Annotated in this window: 27 protein-coding genes; 12 read left to right on the forward strand and 15 right to left on the reverse strand. The window is 36.3% G+C overall.

The window, feature by feature from the left end; genetic code table 11:
• Positions 1–66 precede the first annotated feature (66 nt).
• A complete protein-coding gene (locus AsFPU1_RS22705; protein ID WP_172957413.1) occupies positions 67–240 on the reverse strand; it encodes a hypothetical protein in 174 nt (57 codons plus the stop codon).
• Between the two features lie 37 nt (positions 241–277).
• A complete protein-coding gene (locus AsFPU1_RS13435) occupies positions 278–655 on the reverse strand; it encodes a hypothetical protein (RefSeq protein ID WP_124971022.1) in 378 nt (125 codons plus the stop codon).
• A 156-nt stretch (positions 656–811) separates the two neighbouring features.
• On the opposite strand from AsFPU1_RS13435, the gene AsFPU1_RS13440 reads away from it, so the two are divergent.
• Positions 812–1,153: a hypothetical protein gene (locus tag AsFPU1_RS13440; RefSeq protein WP_124971019.1), complete on the forward strand. Its 342-nt coding sequence runs from the start codon at positions 812–814 to the stop codon at positions 1,151–1,153.
• On the opposite strand, the gene AsFPU1_RS13445 is transcribed toward AsFPU1_RS13440, so the two are convergent.
• A complete protein-coding gene (locus AsFPU1_RS13445) occupies positions 1,148–1,915 on the reverse strand; it encodes a tetratricopeptide repeat protein (RefSeq protein WP_124971016.1) in 768 nt (255 codons plus the stop codon). The two genes, AsFPU1_RS13440 and AsFPU1_RS13445, sit on opposite strands and share 6 nt — an antisense overlap.
• A 305-nt stretch (positions 1,916–2,220) precedes the next feature.
• Here AsFPU1_RS13445 and AsFPU1_RS13450 point away from each other — a divergent pair, with 305 nt between their 5' ends.
• From AsFPU1_RS13450 to AsFPU1_RS13480, 7 genes are all read left to right on the forward strand, one after another.
• A complete protein-coding gene (locus AsFPU1_RS13450; protein WP_124971013.1) occupies positions 2,221–2,718 on the forward strand; it encodes a 2TM domain-containing protein in 498 nt (165 codons plus the stop codon).
• 300 nt (positions 2,719–3,018) lie between these two features.
• Positions 3,019–5,040 (forward strand): magnesium chelatase ATPase subunit D, encoded by a 2,022-nt coding sequence (gene bchD / locus AsFPU1_RS13455; RefSeq protein ID WP_124971009.1) that lies wholly within the window; start codon positions 3,019–3,021, stop codon positions 5,038–5,040.
• A 48-nt stretch (positions 5,041–5,088) separates the two neighbouring features.
• Entirely contained in the window at positions 5,089–6,234 is a 1,146-nt protein-coding gene (locus AsFPU1_RS13460; protein WP_227875721.1) for a DUF262 domain-containing protein, read from the forward strand.
• Positions 6,231–6,896 carry an MAE_28990/MAE_18760 family HEPN-like nuclease gene (locus tag AsFPU1_RS13465; RefSeq protein ID WP_124971006.1) on the forward strand — a complete coding sequence of 222 codons (666 nt, stop codon included), beginning with the start codon at positions 6,231–6,233 and terminating at the stop codon, positions 6,894–6,896. Before AsFPU1_RS13460 ends, AsFPU1_RS13465 begins: the two co-directional genes overlap by 4 nt.
• Positions 6,897–7,024: 128 nt before the next feature.
• Entirely contained in the window at positions 7,025–7,234 is a 210-nt protein-coding gene (locus AsFPU1_RS13470; RefSeq protein ID WP_124971003.1) for a hypothetical protein, read from the forward strand.
• Positions 7,218–7,640, forward strand: coding sequence for a type II toxin-antitoxin system VapC family toxin (locus AsFPU1_RS13475; protein ID WP_124971000.1), 423 nt, complete (start codon positions 7,218–7,220; stop codon positions 7,638–7,640). The genes AsFPU1_RS13470 and AsFPU1_RS13475 overlap by 17 nt, the downstream gene beginning before the upstream one ends.
• 302 nt (positions 7,641–7,942) lie before the next feature.
• Entirely contained in the window at positions 7,943–8,215 is a 273-nt protein-coding gene (locus AsFPU1_RS13480; RefSeq protein ID WP_124970997.1) for a hypothetical protein, read from the forward strand.
• Here AsFPU1_RS13480 and AsFPU1_RS22710 read toward each other — a convergent pair.
• On the reverse strand, positions 8,199–8,354 hold the full coding sequence (locus AsFPU1_RS22710; protein WP_172957412.1) for a hypothetical protein: 156 nt from the start codon (positions 8,352–8,354) through the stop codon (positions 8,199–8,201). The genes AsFPU1_RS13480 and AsFPU1_RS22710 overlap by 17 nt on opposite strands.
• Before the next feature lie 192 nt (positions 8,355–8,546).
• Here AsFPU1_RS22710 and AsFPU1_RS13485 point away from each other — a divergent pair, with 192 nt between their 5' ends.
• Together AsFPU1_RS13485 and AsFPU1_RS13490 are read left to right on the forward strand one after the other, a co-directional pair.
• A complete protein-coding gene (locus tag AsFPU1_RS13485) occupies positions 8,547–8,888 on the forward strand; it encodes a hypothetical protein (RefSeq protein ID WP_227873350.1) in 342 nt (113 codons plus the stop codon).
• Positions 8,885–9,082 carry a hypothetical protein gene (locus tag AsFPU1_RS13490; RefSeq protein ID WP_227873349.1) on the forward strand — a complete coding sequence of 66 codons (198 nt, stop codon included), beginning with the start codon at positions 8,885–8,887 and terminating at the stop codon, positions 9,080–9,082. The genes AsFPU1_RS13485 and AsFPU1_RS13490 overlap by 4 nt, the downstream gene beginning before the upstream one ends.
• Positions 9,083–9,732: 650 nt before the next feature.
• On the opposite strand, the gene AsFPU1_RS13495 is transcribed toward AsFPU1_RS13490, so the two are convergent.
• The 9 genes from AsFPU1_RS13495 to AsFPU1_RS13535 all read right to left on the reverse strand — a co-directional run bounded on the left by AsFPU1_RS13495 (position 9,733) and on the right by AsFPU1_RS13535 (position 16,279).
• The gene (locus AsFPU1_RS13495; RefSeq protein ID WP_124970994.1) at positions 9,733–10,086 is read right to left on the reverse strand and encodes a DUF1257 domain-containing protein; all 354 of its coding nucleotides are present in this window, start codon (positions 10,084–10,086) and stop codon (positions 9,733–9,735) included.
• Between the two features lie 141 nt (positions 10,087–10,227).
• A complete protein-coding gene (gene ycf46 / locus AsFPU1_RS13500) occupies positions 10,228–11,739 on the reverse strand; it encodes a stress-responsive protein Ycf46 (RefSeq protein WP_124970991.1) in 1,512 nt (503 codons plus the stop codon).
• Positions 11,740–11,814: 75 nt separating this feature from the next.
• Positions 11,815–12,165, reverse strand: coding sequence for a slr0373 family blue light stress response protein (locus AsFPU1_RS13505; RefSeq protein ID WP_124970988.1), 351 nt, complete (start codon positions 12,163–12,165; stop codon positions 11,815–11,817).
• Between the two features lie 165 nt (positions 12,166–12,330).
• A complete protein-coding gene (locus AsFPU1_RS23440; protein ID WP_124971246.1) occupies positions 12,331–12,450 on the reverse strand; it encodes a type II toxin-antitoxin system RelE family toxin in 120 nt (39 codons plus the stop codon).
• Positions 12,451–12,726: 276 nt separating this feature from the next.
• Positions 12,727–12,951, reverse strand: coding sequence for a RelB antitoxin-like protein (locus AsFPU1_RS13515; protein ID WP_124970985.1), 225 nt, complete (start codon positions 12,949–12,951; stop codon positions 12,727–12,729).
• A 186-nt stretch (positions 12,952–13,137) separates the two neighbouring features.
• Positions 13,138–13,959 carry a PDZ domain-containing protein gene (locus AsFPU1_RS13520; protein ID WP_124970982.1) on the reverse strand — a complete coding sequence of 274 codons (822 nt, stop codon included), beginning with the start codon at positions 13,957–13,959 and terminating at the stop codon, positions 13,138–13,140.
• Positions 13,960–13,964: 5 nt separating this feature from the next.
• A complete protein-coding gene (locus AsFPU1_RS13525; RefSeq protein ID WP_124970979.1) occupies positions 13,965–15,326 on the reverse strand; it encodes an AAA family ATPase in 1,362 nt (453 codons plus the stop codon).
• A gap of 201 nt (positions 15,327–15,527) precedes the next feature.
• The gene (locus AsFPU1_RS13530; protein ID WP_124970976.1) at positions 15,528–15,923 is read right to left on the reverse strand and encodes a hypothetical protein; all 396 of its coding nucleotides are present in this window, start codon (positions 15,921–15,923) and stop codon (positions 15,528–15,530) included.
• A 5-nt stretch (positions 15,924–15,928) separates the two neighbouring features.
• A complete protein-coding gene (locus AsFPU1_RS13535; RefSeq protein ID WP_124970973.1) occupies positions 15,929–16,279 on the reverse strand; it encodes a papain fold toxin domain-containing protein in 351 nt (116 codons plus the stop codon).
• Between the two features lie 129 nt (positions 16,280–16,408).
• Here AsFPU1_RS13535 and ilvD point away from each other — a divergent pair, with 129 nt between their 5' ends.
• Entirely contained in the window at positions 16,409–18,094 is a 1,686-nt protein-coding gene (gene ilvD, locus AsFPU1_RS13540; protein ID WP_124970970.1) for a dihydroxy-acid dehydratase, read from the forward strand.
• A gap of 412 nt (positions 18,095–18,506) precedes the next feature.
• Positions 18,507–19,070: a Uma2 family endonuclease gene (locus AsFPU1_RS13545; RefSeq protein ID WP_124970967.1), complete on the forward strand. Its 564-nt coding sequence runs from the start codon at positions 18,507–18,509 to the stop codon at positions 19,068–19,070.
• Positions 19,071–19,188: 118 nt separating this feature from the next.
• Here the strand turns inward: AsFPU1_RS13545 and AsFPU1_RS13550 are convergent, their stop codons facing one another.
• Together AsFPU1_RS13550 and AsFPU1_RS13555 are read right to left on the reverse strand one after the other, a co-directional pair.
• Entirely contained in the window at positions 19,189–19,524 is a 336-nt protein-coding gene (locus AsFPU1_RS13550) for a hypothetical protein (protein ID WP_124970964.1), read from the reverse strand.
• Positions 19,521–19,964, reverse strand: coding sequence for a pepsin/retropepsin-like aspartic protease family protein (locus AsFPU1_RS13555; protein ID WP_124970961.1), 444 nt, complete (start codon positions 19,962–19,964; stop codon positions 19,521–19,523). The genes AsFPU1_RS13550 and AsFPU1_RS13555 overlap by 4 nt, the downstream gene beginning before the upstream one ends.
• Between the last annotated feature and the right edge of the window lie 22 nt (positions 19,965–19,986).

Raw genomic sequence — 19,986 nt, forward strand, 5'->3', positions numbered from 1 at the left:
TAAGAGTTAAGGTTTATCATTTGTAATAATTTAGCATAACTTGTCCGGTAGAACCGTTAAATTTATTTATAATTCTAATAATCTAGCGATCGCGGGTAAAAGTATATTACATTTTTCAATTAATTCTGAATCATTAGCGACACCTAATAAAACGATAGTTAATTTTAGAAGTAGAGAAAGAAGGTTGAGAAGTTGATAGATGAAAATACTATAACAGGGATGGGGATGTGTTGGGAACACATCCTACATTTTGTGAATTTTGCTTGATTATTTTCATCTAGAGATTAGTTTTTACATCCAAAGTAGAACAAAAATCTTTGACTCCCATTTTCATGACATACAATACCACAGGAGTAACTAAAATAGCAGGGCCAATTTTAGCTTTAGTAAGATGATCAATGACTGAGATTAAGTTTCCTTGAGATAATTCTTCTTGTAAATGAGTTTGACAAATTTCTACCCGATATCGTTTTGCTAACCCTCCTAACCAGTCAGTCCGATCAGGTCTTTGTCCCACTTTTATGGCTAAATTAATGGCAGCATCTTCTAAATTTCCGTCACAGTTTTCTATTTCATCTAAAGCAGTCAAAGCGTCAGGATAATCAGCTAATTGGGAACGATAATGAGTAACTTCTGAAAGGGTGAAAGATAACATAATTGGGTTAATAAACTGTTTAACTTAGATAGTCTGGATTATGATTAGTCATCCTTTGATGATAACATAAGATTCTAGCTTCTTCTCTAGTTGCCTCTAAATCAATTTGTGTTTTACAGGTTATAATTTAGATTAAATCAATAAAAATAACTGTTTATGAACCTAAAATTAATTGATAAATCAATCAAAAGATTAAGTCTAGTTGACTGGTTATTAAGTATACTTATTATGGTAATTGTCATAACAATTGCTCTATATAATCTACTAGAAAATCCCCAGACTAGAATCATTAGACAAGCAGCAGAAAAAAACTTAAGATTATTTGCTAGAGGGAATAGTTTAAATGCTTTAAAATGTGAGGGAATTGATAAAAATAAAGAAGGTTTAGTGATTTGTGAGGCAACAGATAGAAAAGATAACTATCTATTAGTAAAATGTAGTTATCTTGTAGAGACTAACACTTGTCAAAAAGTTAAATCTATCCCCAAAAAACTATAAAGACTGTAAAATCTTTTGCGTTTGTTTAATTTGTTCTGATGTAAATCCGGCTTTTTTAAGATGACTTAAGAAATTAGCTTGACGATAACGATTATCTAATTTAATCGCTTGACGATAACTTTGTTTTCCCTTATTTTCATCTCCTGAGTCCCAATAAATGATGCTTTCAGCAAGAAAAGGATGAGGATTATTAGGTTCTAAAATTGTTGCCTTTTTTGCATGAGTTAAACCTAAATTATATTCACCTTGACGATGATAAGCTAAACTAAGATTATAGTGAGCAATTTCATTATCTGGTTTTAGTTTAATCGCTTTGGTATGAGTAATAATTGCTTGTTCTAAATTTCCTCCTACTAAATAAACAATTCCTAGCGCGTTGAGGGTTTGAATATGATTAGAATCAAGTTGTAATGCTTTTTGTAAGGTTTTTTCTGCTTGTTGAGGTTGTTGTGCTAAATGGAGAGTCCAACCTAATAATACTAACCCAGAAAGATTTTGAGGATCAAGTATAACTGATTCTTCTAATGTTTTAATAGCGTCAGTATAACGCCCCTGTTGACGATACTGTAAACCTAATTGTCGTAGTTTAGATGATTTATTTCGTTCTGCAACAGAAGATGGAGAAAAAGAAGGAGTCCCAGAAATAGGGGATAAGGAAGGGGAAGGAGTCTCAACTACAGAAATTTGTTGCTTGTTTTCACATCCGACTATCCCTAAAATAGTCAGAGCAAGACATAACCACAGAGAAAGAAATTTAAACACTTGACGATATTGGTCTAATTAGGTTAAAAAAGTAGAATTAAGTCATTAATTAGGTATAATACAGAGTATAACAAGAATCATTAACAAATGCTAACCTAATTTTTTATTATTTACAGTAAAATAGAAAGTAGCTAAAATGAATCTGGTTAGATTGTTCATGACTGACGCAGTAGAACTATCTGTAGAGTCAATTCATGAATTGACCCGACAAAAAAGCTCCATTTCTAGAGTTTTATTGTAAGTCTTATTGTTGTCTATATTACAACCAGAAAAGTTATCCACCTGTTGATATTGATGAGTGAATTATGTCTGTTTCTGATATAAAAATCCCTGAGTCTTACAGCAAAGAAGATGTACAAGAAATTCTTCACCTAGCGATCGCTCGTAAAAGTGATACTGAAGAATTAACTCGAACCCAATTATGGGAAATTGCGGCTGAATTAGATATTGATCCTCAATCTTTACAAGTAGCAGAAAAAGATTGGTTAGCGCAAAAAGCTTTATTAATTCAGCGTGTAGAATTCAATCAGTATCGACGCGGAATATTAAAGCAAAAATTTGTAAACTATGGCATTATTAATGCTTTTTTGCTCTTGTTAAATTTTTTAGGTTCGGGTAGTTTATCTTGGTCATTATATATCTTAGTAATTCTTGGTTTACCTTTAGCCTTGAATAGCTGGAAAACCTTTCAAACTCAAGGAGAAGATTATGAAAAAGCCTTTCAAGGTTGGATGTTAAAAAAAGAGGTTAAACAATCAATCTCTACCCTTTGGGAGAAGTTTAAGAAAGCTTGGCAAAGTTAGAAATTAATGATTATATATGTGATTGATAAATACTTCAATAAATCATAGGATTAAAAACTCTAAATATAGTAATAGAGGGCGAGTTTATTGTACGGGCGTGTTTATCTAATTTACAAGCGAAGTCAATCATAATTATGATTAAAAACCCGCCCCTACAAAAACCCGCCCCTACTACAAATTTTATGTAATTAAATTTGTGTGACTACTTAGTATTAAGCCCCTACTTCATGGTATGAATATGAAAAATACCTCTTTTAAGATAAAATAATAGTTTATCTCCCCTAATTCATAATTTCCCGAATGTCTACCCCTACCCTCACCCCTATTAACTTTCCTCTAACTGCCGTTGTCGGACAAGAAGCAATTAAGTTAGCCTTATTGTTAGCCGCAGTAGACCCAGCATTAGGGGGTGTCGTCATTGCAGGAAGACGGGGAACGGCAAAATCAGTCTTAGCTAGGGGAATACACGCCCTTTTGCCTCCTATTGAAAGAATACAAGATAATCCTTTTAACTGCGATCGCAATATTCCTAATGAATGGGACGACAACACCCAAGAACAATATATCAATATTGGCCCCGAAGATATTCTCACAGAAATAGTCCCGGCCCCCTTCATACAAGTTCCCATCGGTGTTACAGAAGATAGACTATTAGGATCAGTAGATGTAGAGGAGTCGGTTAAACAGGGAGAGGCTATTTTTCAACCTGGTTTATTAGCACAAGCAAATCGAGGCGTATTATATGTAGATGAAGTAAACTTATTAGATGAGCAAATTTCCAACCAACTGTTAAGCGTTTTGACCGATGGACGCAACCAAATAGAACGGGAAGGCATCAGTTTTCAACATCCCTGTAAACCTATTTTAATTGCTACTTATAACCCCGAAGAAGGGCCCTTAAGACGACATTTATTAGATCGTATTGCGATCGCCCTTTCTGCTGATGGTGTATTAGCACTTGATCAACGGGTCAATGCAGTTAATCAAGCTATTGACTATGCTAACTCTCCTCAAGCATTTCTGAGTCAATATAACGACGAAATAGACGATATTAAGACTCAAATTATCTTAGCCAGAGAATGGTTAAAAGAAGTTAGAATTACGACCGAGCAGATTCAATATTTAGTCGAAGAAGCACTTAGAGGAGGGGTAGAAGGACATCGGGCCGAAATATTCGCCGTCAGAGTGGCTAAAGCTTCTGCTGCCTTAGATGGACGTAATATTATCACCCCAGATGACCTGAGAAGGGCGGTAGAACTGGTGATAGTACCTCGTTCTACCATGATGCAACCTCCTCCAGAAGATGCACCTCAACCCCCTCCTCCTCCCCCACCCCAACAACCTCAAGATGAGTCTAACCAAGACCAAGAGGAAGATGAAAAGGAAGATGAAGAAGACAAGGAAGAACCGGAACAAGAACCCCCCGGCATTCCCGAAGAATTTGTATTTGATATTGAAGGGGTTATATTAGACCCCAGTGTGCTTTATTTTGCCCAAATGGCTCAAAATCAGGGTAAGTCAGGCAGTCGTAGTCTAATCTTTTCGGAAGACCGGGGACGCTACATTAAACCCATGATACCCAAAGGCAAAAGCAAACGTATTGCCGTTGATGCAACCTTACGGGCCGCGGCCCCCTATCAAAAAGCCCGACGTTTAAGGCATCCTGGACGCAATGTTATCGTAGAACAGGGTGACATACGTTCCAAGCGTTTAGCACGCAAAGCAGGGGCTTTAATCGTCTTTGTGGTGGATGCTTCGGGGTCTATGGCCTTAAACCGGATGCAGTCCGCTAAGGGTGCAGTGATGCGTTTATTGACAGAAGCCTATGAAAACCGCGACCAGGTGGCGTTAATACCCTTCAGAGGGGAACAAGCAGACGTTTTGTTACCACCTACCCGTTCTATTTCTTTAGCCCGCAGACGCTTAGAAACCTTGCCTTGTGGGGGTGGTTCACCGTTGGCACACGGGTTAACCCAAGCGGTTCATGTGGGGGTGAATGCGAAGATGTCGGGGGATATTGGTCAGGTGGTGATCGTAGCTATTACGGATGGACGGGGGAATATTTCCTTATCTCGTTCTTTAGGGGAACCGACACCGGAAGGAGAAAAGCCAGATATTAAGGGCGAACTATTAGATATTGCCAAAAAAATTCGGGCTTTAGGCATTAAATTATTGGTGATAGATACAGAGAAAAAATTTGTTTCTACGGGGTTTGGCAAGGAGTTGGCCCAAACTGCAGGGGGGACTTATTATCAGTTACCAAGGGCGACAGATCAGGCTATTGCTCAGATGGCTAGAGGGGCGATCGCGGATTTAAGGTAGGTTTGTCGGGTGGGACAATTTGAGTATTATGTAAAATTAAGTGAACGAGTGAAATTAACCAATGATATTAGGTCAAATGCAATGAACTTATTAGAAGACGTTACAAAAAAAACAAAAGAATTTCATACAGATAATTATCCGATGTCCATTGGTGAAATTATTAGTCTTTATAAAGACGGCGAAATGATTATTAACCCTGATTTTCAGCGTTATTTTAGATGGACTATTGATCAAAAAAGTCGTTTTGTTGAGTCTATTTTACTCGGTATTCCCATTCCTTCAATTTTTGTTTATCAAAGAGAAGAAGATAGCATTTGGGAATTGGTTGATGGACTGCAAAGGATTTCGACAATTTTAGAATTTGTTGGGGAATTAAAAGATGAAAATGGCAAGTTAAAACCTCGTTTAGTTTTAAAAGGAACTAAATTATTACCTAGTTTAAAAGGCGTTCAGTGGGAAAAGGCGGAAAATGAAGATCATAATTTACCTAATCCTCTGAGAATTGACTTTAAACGAGCTAAAATGCAAGTCCAAATTATCAAAAAAGAATCCGATAAGAATGCAAAATTTGAGGTCTTTGATCGCTTAAATACAGGAGGTTCATTTTTATCTTATCAGGAAGTGCGTAATTGTTTATTAATTATGCTTGACAAAACTCTCTATATCTGGTTATCAGAACTAGCGACAAATGAAAATTTCCAAAATTGTATTTCAATTTCAGATCGATTAAAAGAAGAAAGTTATGATATGGAATTAGTGCTGAAATATTTAGCAATTTCGGATATTAATTTTGAACCGAAAGAATTTAGTAAAAAAGAAGTCAATGAATATTTAACTGATTATCTTACGGAGTTGTGTAAATCGCCATCATTTGACCGTGATCTTGAAAAAAGAAAATTTGAAAAAATCTTTTTATTGCTGAGTATAGCAACAGGTGATGAAACTTTTCAAAAGTATAGTGAAGATCGATTTAAAGGCAAATTTCTTGATTCAGCTTATGAAGCAATTACCACTGGATTAAAAGCGAATATAGATGCTTACTCTCAGACTGATACTGATATTAAAATACTCAAAAATAAAATTCAATCAATGTGGTCAGAAAATGATTTTATCGATCATATTGGTACAGGTTCAAGAGCAAGAAATCGAATCCCTCGTATGATTAGTTTCGGCAAACAACATTTTGGAAAATGAGTAAAAATAATCAAACAGTTGGTATTCTTCAAGAAAATTTAGATGATGATTTAAGCTGGAGAATCAAAGAGCTTAGTCTATTAAAAAATAAGATTCCTACACAGAAAGGAACTGAACAAAATGTATTAATTAAGGCAGGGATAACTTTATTATATGCTCATTGGGAAGGTTTTATTAAATATTCGGCTGAATGTTATTTACAATTCGTCTCTCTCCAAAAATTGAAATATAATGAACTTGATTACTGTTTTATTGCGCTTTGTTCTCGAAAATCAATTAATGAGTTATTAAAAACAAAGAAATTTGAATTACAACAAGAAATAGTCAAAAATTTATTAGATAATTTAGAGGAAAGAGCAAAAATTCCTTATGAGGGAATAATTAATACAAAATCTAATTTAAACTTTGACGTATTTCGTGATATTTGTATGATTGTTGGAATTGACTATAAGCAATATGAAACAAAAAAAAATGCCATTGATGAAGAACTTCTTACCATCAGAAATAAGATTGCTCATGGTAAAGATTTAAAGAAAGATTATGCAGATTTTATTAACATTTATGAAATCGTCACAATTTTAATGAGAAACATTAAAGATGATATTTTGAATGCAGCAATCACTCAACGATATAAAAGACTTAAAATTAATTCTTCTGAATGATGATTATTTATGCTCAGTGCGATCGCTGACGAGTTTAGGGTGCGTTAATGAAATGTAACGCACCTAAATTATGATTAATGATTCATTTATTTATATGATAAAATACTAATAAATAATCAGGAGAAATTATGGCTGTTACTCCAAAACAAGAACAAATAATTAACGATCCGTTGTCAGAGCAAAAAACGAAAGCATTTAATACCACTTCCCAAAATAGTAAAGCTATCTTTCTACAACAAGCAAGTGCGTTAAGTGATGATAGTTCTCTTTGTGATCTAAGAAATAGCATTTACCAAGCAAGAGGACGTTCTGAAACTGACGATGATGTATCTTCTTGACACGGATACGTTAACCCATCTCCACGCAGGTAATACCAACGTTATTAATCGATTGGAAACCTTACAAGATGAGGAAATAGCCATTACCATTATTACCAAAATAGAAATTTTACGAGGACGGATAGATTATGTGCTTAAAGCCTTTTCAGCAAAGGATTTATTAAAAGCACAAGAACTTTATTCTCGTTCAGAAACCCTAATCAATCAACTTCCCGTAATTTTAATTGAGCAAAATGCTGCTAATCAATTTGAGCGTTTACAAAATATTTCTAAATTGCGAAAAATTGGTAGAGCAGATATGTTAATTGCTAGTATAACCTTAGCGAATCAAGCCATCCTAGTAACGAGAAATATACGACATTTTAGACAATTTCCTAATTTATTAGTAGAAAATTGGGTTGATTAAAGGATTGTCTAAATTCAGTGCGATCGCTGACGAGTGTAGGGTGCGTTAATGAAATGTAACGCACCTAATCTTACCAAGTGCGATCGCTGACTTAAGGTAGGTAGGTTGTCCTAATCTTGTATCGTTTTTAGTTTTTTTGATTATTTGTCTAGAGGCTTAATAAAAATCAACAATTAATTTTTTGTAGGGAAAAGATTACTCAAAAAAGAAAACGTGAGCATATTTTTGTAAAATCAACCTGTTTAAAAACGCTTTAATTGTTATTATCAAGATATGTTTAAATTTTACGAAAAAGGAGTTAAATGCTTTTAAGAGTGAAAACGCCCCGTGAGGAATTTGATGCAGCAGAAGACAAAGGATATGTATACGGCGAAATTCGACGAACAAAAATTTTGCCTACCTATATCGAGTTAGGAGAAGAAACCAGTTATATTCAATCTAATCAAGATGATCCAAACACAAAATACAGAATTTTTAGAAAATGCAACGTTTATTTGAGCGAAACGGAGGAACAACTTGATAGGCAAGAATATATTTACAAGAATATTAATGTAACAGTTATAATTTACTGCTAGTAACTTCTTTAGATTTCCGTCTTTTTCCCATTTTTGTTTTCTGTATCTTTATTTGATCTCTGTTTTGTTCTAAAAAAGTTTCTAGTTCTTCTAAAGGAACTTGAACAGTCTGTCCGTTTTGGAGTTCTACTGTGAACATACTTGACCTGATACTTTATTGAGACTTGAGTTAATATTAACACTGATTGCCTAATCCCGACGATGGAGAAACTCATACCATTTTTAATTAAATAGTGCGATCGCTGACGAGTGTAGGGTGCGTTAATGAAATGTAACGCACCTGACTTTGATATATAATAATCCTGGACTTTAATTAAAATAACGGCAAAATATGGCAAAACTTCCCAATGAAGTCCAAAACACTATTTTTAATCTGCTACAACAGATAGCTAACCAAATAGAAGAAGCATCCGCTACAGAATGGACAATCTTAGAAAGATATGGTGAAACAGCAGAAACAATATCAGAACTTGATGAGCTTCAGAATGTTAGAGAAAAATTAACTGAGCGTTATAATGGACTTAATAATCTCTTATTAAGGATTTTAGAGATTCAGCCTATCCCTCCGCAAGCTATGATAGATTTGCTAGTAAAGACCATTGAACGAGGACAAATTACGGTTAATTCTGCTCAAGCTAGTATTATAGAAGTTAAAAAAAATTGGGGTTTATGATGAACGAATCTTTTCACATTCCTGATGAAAAATCTAGACAAAGAAGTGTTGAAAATTTACAAAAAGTACAACAGCAATTAGACCTTTTTGGATTAGAAATTGAAGAACTTTTAGGGATGGCCAACGCTGAAATCTTACGTCAACGTCGAAAACGCTTAGAGAAGTCAGTGAACAACTCAACTCAACAATTTTAACCCTGTCTTATAACCGATGAATGAATGCGATCGCCGACGAGTGTAGACTGCGTTAATGAAATGTAACGCACCAGACTTGTCAACTTATTCAAAAGCTGATAACAATAAAATAAGCCTAATAACATTATCCAAATATTAAAGGATGATGTAATGACATCAGAACGTAAGATGGGGAAGTTCCTGCAATTCATTTAGATCAAGAAATTATTAAAAAAAGTAGCCAAATTAATGCAGAAATAGATATTGATTTATATGTATTGCCAGAGAACGTAATACAAAATGAGCAACAATTGAAAAATTTTGTTAAGTGCGATCGCTGATCTTATAGGTTGGGTTGAGGAACGAAACCCAAAAATTCTAACCCTGTGCTATATCTGATGAATAAGCGAGTTATTCAGAAGTTTTATAATTTGTAACGATCGCAGATCACTCTCAACAATGACAAGAATCACTGGGTCAATGTGATCTCTAATATTGAGCAATCTGAAGCCTTAAGCCATAATAGTGTACAGGATTCAAAAAGCGGGTGCAAAAAGGTTATTTATTCCGATTAACGGGTAAATAGCCTTTTTTTTTATAGCTCAAATCCATAAAAAAAAGGGTCAACCGACAAGAGGTCAACCCATAGGCTTGGGAACGCGCTGTAAATATTAGTTCTGAACTACTAACTTAACATTAGCGTTTTGTAGACCGCGTTGTTTGACTTCAGCTAGGGTCTTGTTAACCGCATATTTTTGGTTGATAGAATTGATCAATTCGGTTTGGTTGTGTTTTTTAGCTACACCCCAAAGATCAGCAATCAGGTCAAAACTACCCTCAGTATTGCGAGACCAGCCGAGATCATATTCGCCATCAAGAACAGCTACGATGTCAGACCGAACGCGCTGACCATTATAACCCCGTATATCAGCTTCAGTCTTCACAGAAATACCGAGATCCCGTAAAGAAGCTTTTAAAATTTCAGCATCTGTAATTTTGGTGCGTAGAGTGCTAAAGTGAGACATTTTCGATTTCCTCCAGTAGAACAAAAGTTGACAACAACAATTTAGGGTTTGTACACGCCGTCTAAACAAATGAACGGCTCTTGATTATGCTGCTAGTACTAGACTAGCCTTTCACCCTGTTGGGATCAGAGAGAAAGCCTGTTAAAACTCCAATCGCTGGTATTCAGCAACGGAGGCCGAAGCAGGTCGCGCTCGTTGTCGCGCCCAGTCCCGTAGGGCTGTTACCTGTTCAGTCATGGTACGAGATAAGGGTAGGGTCGATTTAATGGCAGCAATAATATCAAGCTGCGTAAACTCCCTGTCTTGAGCAAACGCCTCATACATCGCAGCGATTAAGGCTTGCTCTATCTCTGCACCGGAAAAACCTTCAGAAACCTTAGTTAGTTGCTCAAGATCGAAGCGAGCAATTTCGGAGCGACGTTTGCTAAGGTGAATCTTGAAAATTGCTTCCCGTTCTTCGGGGTTGGGAAGATCAACAAAGAATATTTCGTCAAAACGCCCTTTACGCAAGAACTCCCCAGGTAAACGTTCAATGCGGTTAGCCGTAGCCATCACGAACACGGGAGAGGTTTTTTCCTGCATCCAAGTCAGGAAGGAACCAAAGATACGACTAGAGGTTCCTCCATCAGAGTCGGCTGAACCGCTTCCTCCGGCAAAAGCTTTGTCAAGTTCGTCAATAAACAAAATCGCTGGGGAAATGGACTCCGCAGTTTTTAAGGCATTACGTAGATTCGCTTCAGAACGTCCTACCATTGAGCCATCATAAACCCTTCCCATGTCCAAACGTAGTAGGGGCAGTCCCCATAAACGAGAGGTGGTTTTGGCAATCAGAGATTTTCCGCAACCGGGAACCCCTAAGATTAACATCCCTTTGGGTTGGGGTAAGCCATATTCTCTCGCTCTCTCTGTGAAGGCATCAGAGCGTTGTTTGAGCCATCTCTTTAATTCTTCTAAACCGCCTACCGCATCGATGGTTTCGTCTTCTTCTATATATTCGAGAACACCGTTACGACGAATTAGTTGTTTTTTCTCAGACAAAATAATGTCTACTTCTTCTTCTGTCAGGCGACCCGCTTTTACATAAGCTTTGCGATAAACTTTCTCGGCTTCATCCTTAGTCAGTCCCAGGGCAGCTTTGAGCAGTTTTTCCCGTACTTCTGTAGTTGTCCGACGAGTTTTGGTAATGTCAAGCTGTTGAGACAATACTTGATTGAGTTCGCTTAAGTCAGGGAAAGGAAAGTCAAGTACGACTACATCTTTCTCTAGTTCAATGGGAACGTCTTGTAAAGGAGACATCAAAATGATGGTCTTTTCTGTTCCCTTGAATTGGGCGATCGCATCTCGTAACCACCGAGTCACTGGGGGCGAACTAATAAAGGGATGAAGGTCTTTGAAGATAAAGATACCCGGTTCCCGTTGGCCCACAACCCATTGAATGGCAGCCTCCGGTGAGACTGTATTATGTTGGGTGGCTTGTCTGGGTTGACCGTATTCGATGATCCCATGAGTCACCGTCCAAAGGAACACGCGCCGATGCTGAGTTGTCAGTTGAGCAATTCTGAAAATTGCTTGCTCTGCCCTTTCCTCTTCAGATGTAACGAGGTAAATTAAGGGGTATTGAGCTTGTATTAAGATATTTAGCTCTTCTTTCATGGCATCGACCTAGTAATAAATGGACGATAAAGCTAGGAGTCATCCTGTCCTGGTATAAGATAACTCTGATACGAGTTAGCAGGTGACTAAGGCTTCTTCCCCCGGTACTTCTGCTGAAACCTGTACTGTCTCTCTTACCTCTATGGCGAATTCATCAGTAATGACACTCGGTTGATTTTTTAGGGAAACCATTTGTCCGGCTCGAATGACCATGGCGGCTTCGCACTCTGGACAAACATGGACTTGGTGGGTTCTCCCGTAGGCTGCGGCTTCTACTTCTTCTACCTTATCAGGGTATTTTAAGTAAAAACTTATTGCCTTCTCAACCAGGGCTGACATGGAGTCTTCGTCAATGGCGGCTCTGATTTTCAGTTGCCGATGAACTCCTTGAGGAAGATATAGTGTGACTTTTTGCTTGTCTTGCATATCACTCTAATGTGAGCTACCCGGGTACGTGGCTTTACTCTATCTAGTTTTTTTTTTGCTGTCAAGCTGTTAAGCCACTATAACGGCTTTATTGTAATATTTCGTTACAATTGGAGTTGTTTATCAGCTATCAGTCGTCAGCTATAAGGCAAATTTAGGGCAAGATTAAGGGAAATAGCGATAAAACTCCCTTCGATGTAAAACACGCATCATTTCTATCTTATCTGTTTGTATTTCTATCCCGATACGATAGTCACCAACCCGAATACGATAACGATTTAGGATAACCTTTCATCGCTTTAACATTGCTTAAGACTTCTAAGCGGTTCTACAGGACAAGTTATGCTAAATTATTACAAATAATAGCTTAAACCCTGAAGGGTTAAGCTATACAAACAAAGGTTGCCTACGCAACCTAGAATGAGCGTCCGCGCTCGTCGGACTTAGTTTTTATAGGATAAGGCTTTAGCCTTTTATTAATTGTTAGTTTAGCATAGTAAGTCTTGTAGAACCAATTTCTTTAAATCTTTTAAAAATAATTGCCGATACTCAACTTCCAAATTATTCCTCCAGATATTGTAACGCTGTTTTGCGGTCTAATAAAGGGGTTGACTCTGCTTCATTCATTGCTTGATTAAGACAATAATCTTGTAATTTGTCGGATAATTCCTCAAAAGTAACTTCTTGTTCTGATTGTTCAAAAAATAGTTGTTTCCACACTTCAATGGGGATAACAACTGCTTTAGGATGACCATTTTTATCCGTCAGGTATTCAATTTCTAACATCTAACACCTCAGATGACAATTAGCTTGATTATATCTTAAATAAGATTATTTTAAAACTGAAGTAATAATTACTGTAATGGTAGCACTGGCTATGAAAATGATATTCTCATTATATCCTAAATTTTTAGGGACATAATATATTATGTCCCTACTGTAATTAATTTATCTGCTTGAATGGTTAAAAAGTTACAAATAAGCGACTTTCCTTAGTTTTTCATAAGCACCTTGAGCAAAACCATCTATTTTATATTTAGACTTTACTGTGGACTTTTTAAGATTATCCCAAGATAATTCTTTGTCAGGTTTTCTCCAATATTCAATGGCTTTCCAACTAGCATTTATTTGACTTACACTACTTCCTAATTGTTTCATCAGTTGGGCTAATTCATCATAAGTAGTATTGACCAAATTGACTTTACTTAATTCTAGGATTTCATCTTCAATGTTCTTTTGATATTGTTGCAGTTCATATTGAGCTTTTCTCAGGTGTTGTATTGCCTCTTGTTTGGTTTTATTTTCAGTCTCGGAAATAATAGTTTCAAGTTGTTTTGTGAGTAGCTTTTTAATGCCCTTTGCTGTATTCAAATCCGTAAGAAATTCTAGCTTCTCATGGATTTGATTAATGTCTTTGTGCATTGAATTTAACTTGTTATAATTATCGCTTGCTGTACAGACTACTGTTGGTTCTATGTTTGATAAAGATTTTCTTAAAAACTCAATCTGTTTTTTTATTCCCTCTTTTTGCTCATTTTCAATGATAAAAGCAGCAATCATTTCTCCTTTTTTTGGATCTAGCTGACTCGCTTTTAATGCCGCATAATATTCTACATCCCCATAGACTAATTCATAGGAATCAAAACCTATTTTTTTGACAAATAAAGGGTTAACAATGCCTCCAGATTCTAAGATGATATTAGCCAACCTATTGACAATAATCTCATTATCCTTAACATCGGAGTAAGGAACAGGACAATTGATAGTATCAATATCTATTAAGAAAAAATCCATAATAATTAACCTCCTATTTTTTCCAAAACTTCAATAGCTAATGATTCAAATTCAGCAGCAGATGTATTAGCAGAAGAAACATTATCTGCATAATTAAAAATAGATTTAGGTGCTGGTATTTCTAAATCACCCAATTCTATCGTCTGATTAATACAATGAGATAAAGCAGTTCTTTCAGAAATCATATTTTCCATAATAGGAAAATTATAACGCTCAGAAATCACTTGTCTTTGCTTAGGAAATGCGTATTTAAGGTATTGAGCATTGGTAGAAATTTTAGAAGGAAGAACCCCTATTATTTGTACGGATGGCTTACCTAAAGTTTCCCTATTATCATTTATTTGTGTTTCCAAAATTTTTTTAACACTTCTTAACCCCTGATTAGAAAATGGCTTTAAATCAGAAGGAACAATAATATAATCAGAAGCCGTTAATGCTGCTTCTGCATATAAGTCTACAGCAGGAGGAGTATCAATAATAACAATATCATATTCTTCCTTAACTAATTCTAATTTTTTCACCAATCTAGAACGACTAGCTGCATATTTTTCCAACTCATTTTGCTTATCAATTAACATAATATGAGACGGTATAACATCAATCTCTTTTTGATTAAATCCTTGAGATTTTTTCACTATATCAAAAATAGTATTAACCTTACTTTCAAGTAAATGAAAAACATTTTTATCTTTGAGATCATCATCATCATCAAACTGAAATTTAATTAATCCAGTGGCAAAAGTTGTATTCGCTTGAGCATCAATATCAATCAATAAAACTCGTTTTCCTTGATTACTAAAAGCTGCCGCGAGATTAGTGGCAACTGTAGTTTTTCCTACACCACCTTTATGATGGTAAATAGCTATAGTTTTCATCGATTTTGTTTTTGACTCCGTAGTAGGTAATTTAGAAACTTGAGAAAGATTAAGAGAATGAGTAGGCATTAATTTAGAATTTAAACTCTCCTTACCAATTAAAGCATTAATTTTGGCAATATTTAATTCAATAGTTTCTCCAGAACAACAAAAGACTAATTTTAATTTGTCTGTTTCTCGTTGATAAATCCTGAATTCTTTCCCATTGGTTAAAACGCCATAAAAACTTTTGATTTTAGCTAAATAATGTCCAAGACGACGAACATGATGATCTAAATTTTCTTTGGGATGTTTCGCTTCAATGACGACGCATAAAGAAAAATTTTTGATGTTTCTAGCTGCCACTGTTAGAAAATCTAAGCGAATATTCCCAAAACAAACCTCTTGATGCCAGTTATCAGGAGAATAACCTAATTGCGGCAGTAAATATTGAACAATTAGCTTACTCTCAACTTCCCTTTCATTACGACAGGATTTAGGATAGAATTTCAATTGATTATTTCCCCATAACAAAAGATAGGTACTTAACTTTAATAATTGTCAAATTAGGGAACATTGTGTAAGCGTAGAATTAACACCGCTTAAACTTGTCATTATACTCATTATCTCAGAGTATGTACTTAAATATAAACCGTATAAATACGGAAGATTTAACCAACATATGATTTTTGATGACTCCTAAATTAAGTAAAATTACTGAGAAGTTATAAAATTTTTGTTATATCTGTTCATAATAACCTCTTTATCCTCAACATCATTTGCATGAATTTCATGACTGTGAGGTTTTTGGAACTCCTCTAATAACTCAAAAAAATGCTCAAATCCTTGCTTTTCATCTGGACAATAAAGTAAGATAATTTTAGCCCAAGTATTAGAAGTATGAAGATTGTATTTCTTTTCTACAAACTGATGAAACTCTTGATAAAATCTCATTTCTTCTACAGTTGCTTCAATTTCTAACTCCTTTCTAGCCGTTTTATAACCTACCAAAAACATAAATAAATTCGACACAGAAGGACGACCAATATATAATCCTGGTCTAGCTTTAATCTTAGCTAAAATATCAAATAATCCGCCTTTGACTTCCATTTTTACTATTCTCCTACTTCAGTAATTATAAATTCTTCGCTTTGACAATGAAAATCTTTTAACCAATTTTCTCGTGTCATTCCTTCAACAGATAGATTATCAAATACTCGTCCCCTAACTTCTACCCCATAGTGTTTTCCATTAGTAGTAATTGATTGATCATTCCCTATGCGATCGCTGATGATATAATCCTCATCATGATAGCGTGTTCTCAGTTCGATTACTTTCCCCTCAATTTTATTATCTGTTAACCACTGCATTACTGCCTTAGCACATTCATAACACTGATAAAGCTCAAATTGATTGACAATTTTGCTAATTTCTTGATAAATTTGGGAATCATTTAACTTAACCACTCTCTCACTCCAAAATGAAAGCGGGTGTTCCTTAGTTGGTGTGGATAGTTTTTGTCAAATTTTTATCTTCCAAAGCAACAGAACAACGGACAATAGAAACAGTGCTATAGTCACCAGGAGAACGCTACAATGCCAGAGAATATAAGAAGTCGTGTTGTCACCCAAGGAAGTCAACGAACCCCTAACCGTGCGATGTTACGCGCTGTGGGTTTCGGTGATGATGACTTTACTAAACCTATCGTCGGAGTTGCTAACGGGTTTAGTACGATTACTCCCTGTAATATCGGAATTAATGAGTTAGCAAAACGGGCCGAAATAGGAATCAAAAATGCGGGCGGAATGCCTCAAATGTTCGGTACAATTACCATTAGTGATGGCATTTCTATGGGAACAGAAGGGATGAAATATTCCCTAGTTTCACGAGATGTTATTGCTGACTCCATCGAAACCGCTTGTAATGGTCAAAGTATGGATGGAGTTATTGCTATTGGGGGATGTGATAAAAATATGCCAGGGGCTATGATAGCTATGGCAAGAATGAATATTCCTGCTATTTTTGTTTATGGGGGAACCATTAAACCGGGTCATTTTCAGGGTGAAGATTTAACGGTTGTTAGTGCTTTTGAAGCGGTAGGAAAACACAGCGCAGGTAAGATAGATGATGAGACATTATTAGGTATTGAACGTAATGCTTGTCCTGGGGCCGGTTCCTGTGGGGGAATGTTTACTGCTAATACTATGTCTTCCGCATTTGAAGCTATGGGAATGAGTTTACCTTATTCTTCAACTATGGCCGCAGAAGATGTAGAGAAAGCAGACAGTACAGAAAAATCTGCATTTGTCTTAGTTAATGCTATCCGTAATCAGATTTTACCAAGTCAAATTTTAACGCGCAAGGCCTTTGAAAATGCCATTTCTGTAATTATGGCGGTGGGTGGTTCTACTAATGCGGTATTGCATTTATTAGCCATAGCCAATACCATCGGTGTTGAGTTAACTTTAGATGATTTTGAAACCATTCGTCAACGGGTTCCCGTATTATGTGATTTGAAACCATCGGGACGTTATGTAACTGTTAATTTGCATCAAGCTGGTGGCATTCCCCAAGTCATGAAGATGCTGTTAACTCATGGGTTATTACATGGAGATGCTTTAACGATTTCGGGGGAAACTATAGGGGAAATTTTAGCAGATATTCCTGTTGAACCACCCGCGAATCAAGATGTCATTCGTCCTTGGAATAACCCTGTTTATAAAGAGGGACATTTAGCTATTTTAAAAGGTAATTTAGCTTCTGAAGGCGCGGTGGCTAAAATTAGTGGAGTTAAGAAACCTAAAATTACGGGGCCAGCGCGTGTTTTTGAATCTGAGGAAGAATGTTTAGAGGCCATTCTTGCTAAAAAAATTAATCCTGGAGATGTGATTATTATTCGTTATGAAGGGCCAAAAGGTGGGCCAGGAATGCGAGAAATGTTAGCACCAACTTCTGCTATTATTGGGGCAGGTTTAGGTGATTCTGTGGGGTTAATTACGGATGGTCGTTTCTCAGGTGGAACTTATGGTTTAGTAGTTGGTCATGTGGCCCCAGAAGCTTATATTGGGGGAACTATTGGATTAGTTAAAGAGGGAGATAGTATTACTATTGATGCTCAAGAAAAGCTGTTACAATTGAATGTTTCTGAGGAAGAATTAGCCCAACGTAGTGCTAATTGGAAAGCCCCTGAACCTCGATATAAAAGAGGAGTATTAGGGAAGTATGTGAAGTTAGTTTCTTCAAGTAGTTTAGGGGCAGTAACTGACTTAAATCTATTCTAATTGTCTGTAAGAGCATAAGCTAAAACGCATTTTAAATGCGTTTTAGCAAGAGAAAAGACAAAAGGTAAAAGGCAAGGTAAACCCATCTTAATTGAAGCTATAGCTATCAGGAATGATTCATGAGAAATCATCATTTAAAAGGCAATATTGGGTCGGTTTTGGATAAATGTAGGTTGGGTTGAACGATAGTGAAACCCAACACATCACAATGATTTTGTTGGGTTTCGTTCCTCAACCCAACCTACGAAAATTGCTAATCACAGAGTGTTCTAGTATCCTCACAGAAAAAGCAGAATGAAGTAGCTCCTAAAGCTTCAATAGTTTAGGATCTTACAACAAAAGTTAACACAAATTGTGGTTTCACAAGTCTGCTGCTTCTGCTAAAATGAAGAATATAGGGAAGGGCAGTTCCATGAGACAAACAGCAACGAAACCGTTGTCATTGGCGGAATTTCTGGACTTACCAGAGACAACCCCTGGCAGTGAATATATTGAGGGGGAAATTATTCAGAAACCCATGCCTCAAGGAAAGCACAGCATCTTGCAACGGGAATTGAGTTTTGCCCTAACACTCGCCTTAAAGCCAAAGCGAACTGCCCAGGCATTACCAGAACTGCGGTGTACCTTTGGTGGACGCTCAGTTGTCCCTGATGTTGCTGTCTTTCGTACAGAGCGCATTCCTCGTGATAATGATGGACAAGTGGCTAATACCTTCAATCTACATCCAGATTGGACTATTGAGATATTATCCCCCAATCAGAGTCAAACCAAAGTTATTCGCAACATTCTCCATTGTCTCGACAACGGCAGTGAAATGGGATGGTTGTTAGACCCGGAGGAGTCCTTTATATTTGTCTATAGGGCGGATAAATCGGTGCAACTGTTTGAGAACTTAGATGTGGTGTTACCCGTGCCAGATTTTGCTGAAGCGGTGCAGCTTAAGGTGGGTGAAATATTTGATTGGTTGAAAGGGTAAATCCCTGGTTTTGGATAAATGTAGGTTGGGTTGAACGATAATGAAACCCAACACAGCACAATGGTTTTGTTGAGTTTCGTTCCTCAACCCAACCTGCTAGACATTTCAATCTTTAATTTTAATTCTGTTCTTCATTATTTTCTGTATTTTCATCTTCTGTATTATCTTCATCTTCTTCTTGTATAAAAAAGATGTCTGTCGCAGAAGCATCATTTCTAGTTATATAAGCTAAAAAAATATTTAAAGCAGAACCTATTACTAATCCTATTGGATAAAACCACATTCCTAATGAGCTTCCTTTTAGGAAGGTAAAGATAGCTTCACCAAAAAGTAACCCAACTGTAGCAGCAAGAACTGTAGGATTAAAGTCTTTATATCTACGGGTGAAATAAGAAACTAACCAACCGACAATAATTCCTGATGAAGTAGCTCCTAAAGCTTCAATAATATTCATGATTCTTGGTTCCAGATGTGATATGAAGGAGAAGATGAAGTAATTGTAATTAGGGGTAAACTATCAAACATAATACTGTGTCTACAGAGTATATCTCGACCGATTAGGATCAATGGATTTTCTGATCTTCTTGGCCATTCTCTTACAGTCAATTCATGAGTGTGATGCGCTAAATGCAGTCTAACAGCATAAGCAAATGCGTTAAAAGTGTTTCCCGCAACATTAAGACGTGCCGGCCTCAATCCAGTTTGTCTTGCCCCAATATCTGTTAAAATAGATTTTGCAACCAAAGTGTAAGGAGAACCTGTATCAAGAATTGCAATTTTAGTGACTCTTTGTTCATTGAAAACAGGGCCGATGTGAACATCAATGGATATTTGATTTGTGCTGTTTAATTGATCTGAAAAATTTGGTGATGGTAGCTCTATTGTTGTACACATATTTGTTTTTGCTTAATCCTGA

It is taken from the genome of Aphanothece sacrum FPU1 (genome assembly GCF_003864295.1).
Taxonomy (GTDB): Bacteria; Cyanobacteriota; Cyanobacteriia; order Cyanobacteriales; family Microcystaceae; genus Aphanothece_B; species Aphanothece_B sacrum.

Coding starts and splice junctions, on each gene's coding strand:
- AsFPU1_RS13485 (WP_227873350.1), top strand. CDS start 8,547: ATGGCAAAACTTCCCAATGAAGTCCAAAACACTATTTTTAATCTGCTA.
- AsFPU1_RS13520 (WP_124970982.1), bottom strand. CDS start 13,959: ATGGATTTTTTCTTAATAGATATTGATACTATCAATTGTCCTGTTCCT.
- AsFPU1_RS13495 (WP_124970994.1), bottom strand. CDS start 10,086: ATGTCTCACTTTAGCACTCTACGCACCAAAATTACAGATGCTGAAATT.
- AsFPU1_RS13450 (WP_124971013.1), top strand. CDS start 2,221: ATGTCTGTTTCTGATATAAAAATCCCTGAGTCTTACAGCAAAGAAGAT.
- AsFPU1_RS22710 (WP_172957412.1), bottom strand. CDS start 8,354: ATGTTCACAGTAGAACTCCAAAACGGACAGACTGTTCAAGTTCCTTTA.
- AsFPU1_RS13475 (WP_124971000.1), top strand. CDS start 7,218: ATGATGTATCTTCTTGACACGGATACGTTAACCCATCTCCACGCAGGT.
- AsFPU1_RS13470 (WP_124971003.1), top strand. CDS start 7,025: ATGGCTGTTACTCCAAAACAAGAACAAATAATTAACGATCCGTTGTCA.
- AsFPU1_RS13440 (WP_124971019.1), top strand. CDS start 812: ATGAACCTAAAATTAATTGATAAATCAATCAAAAGATTAAGTCTAGTT.
- AsFPU1_RS13515 (WP_124970985.1), bottom strand. CDS start 12,951: ATGTTAGAAATTGAATACCTGACGGATAAAAATGGTCATCCTAAAGCA.
- AsFPU1_RS13480 (WP_124970997.1), top strand. CDS start 7,943: ATGCTTTTAAGAGTGAAAACGCCCCGTGAGGAATTTGATGCAGCAGAA.
- AsFPU1_RS13465 (WP_124971006.1), top strand. CDS start 6,231: ATGAGTAAAAATAATCAAACAGTTGGTATTCTTCAAGAAAATTTAGAT.
- ilvD (WP_124970970.1), top strand. CDS start 16,409: ATGCCAGAGAATATAAGAAGTCGTGTTGTCACCCAAGGAAGTCAACGA.
- AsFPU1_RS13545 (WP_124970967.1), top strand. CDS start 18,507: ATGAGACAAACAGCAACGAAACCGTTGTCATTGGCGGAATTTCTGGAC.
- AsFPU1_RS13555 (WP_124970961.1), bottom strand. CDS start 19,964: ATGTGTACAACAATAGAGCTACCATCACCAAATTTTTCAGATCAATTA.
- AsFPU1_RS13530 (WP_124970976.1), bottom strand. CDS start 15,923: ATGGAAGTCAAAGGCGGATTATTTGATATTTTAGCTAAGATTAAAGCT.
- AsFPU1_RS13490 (WP_227873349.1), top strand. CDS start 8,885: ATGATGAACGAATCTTTTCACATTCCTGATGAAAAATCTAGACAAAGA.
- AsFPU1_RS13435 (WP_124971022.1), bottom strand. CDS start 655: ATGTTATCTTTCACCCTTTCAGAAGTTACTCATTATCGTTCCCAATTA.
- bchD (WP_124971009.1), top strand. CDS start 3,019: ATGTCTACCCCTACCCTCACCCCTATTAACTTTCCTCTAACTGCCGTT.
- AsFPU1_RS13550 (WP_124970964.1), bottom strand. CDS start 19,524: ATGAATATTATTGAAGCTTTAGGAGCTACTTCATCAGGAATTATTGTC.
- AsFPU1_RS13505 (WP_124970988.1), bottom strand. CDS start 12,165: ATGCAAGACAAGCAAAAAGTCACACTATATCTTCCTCAAGGAGTTCAT.
- ycf46 (WP_124970991.1), bottom strand. CDS start 11,739: ATGAAAGAAGAGCTAAATATCTTAATACAAGCTCAATACCCCTTAATT.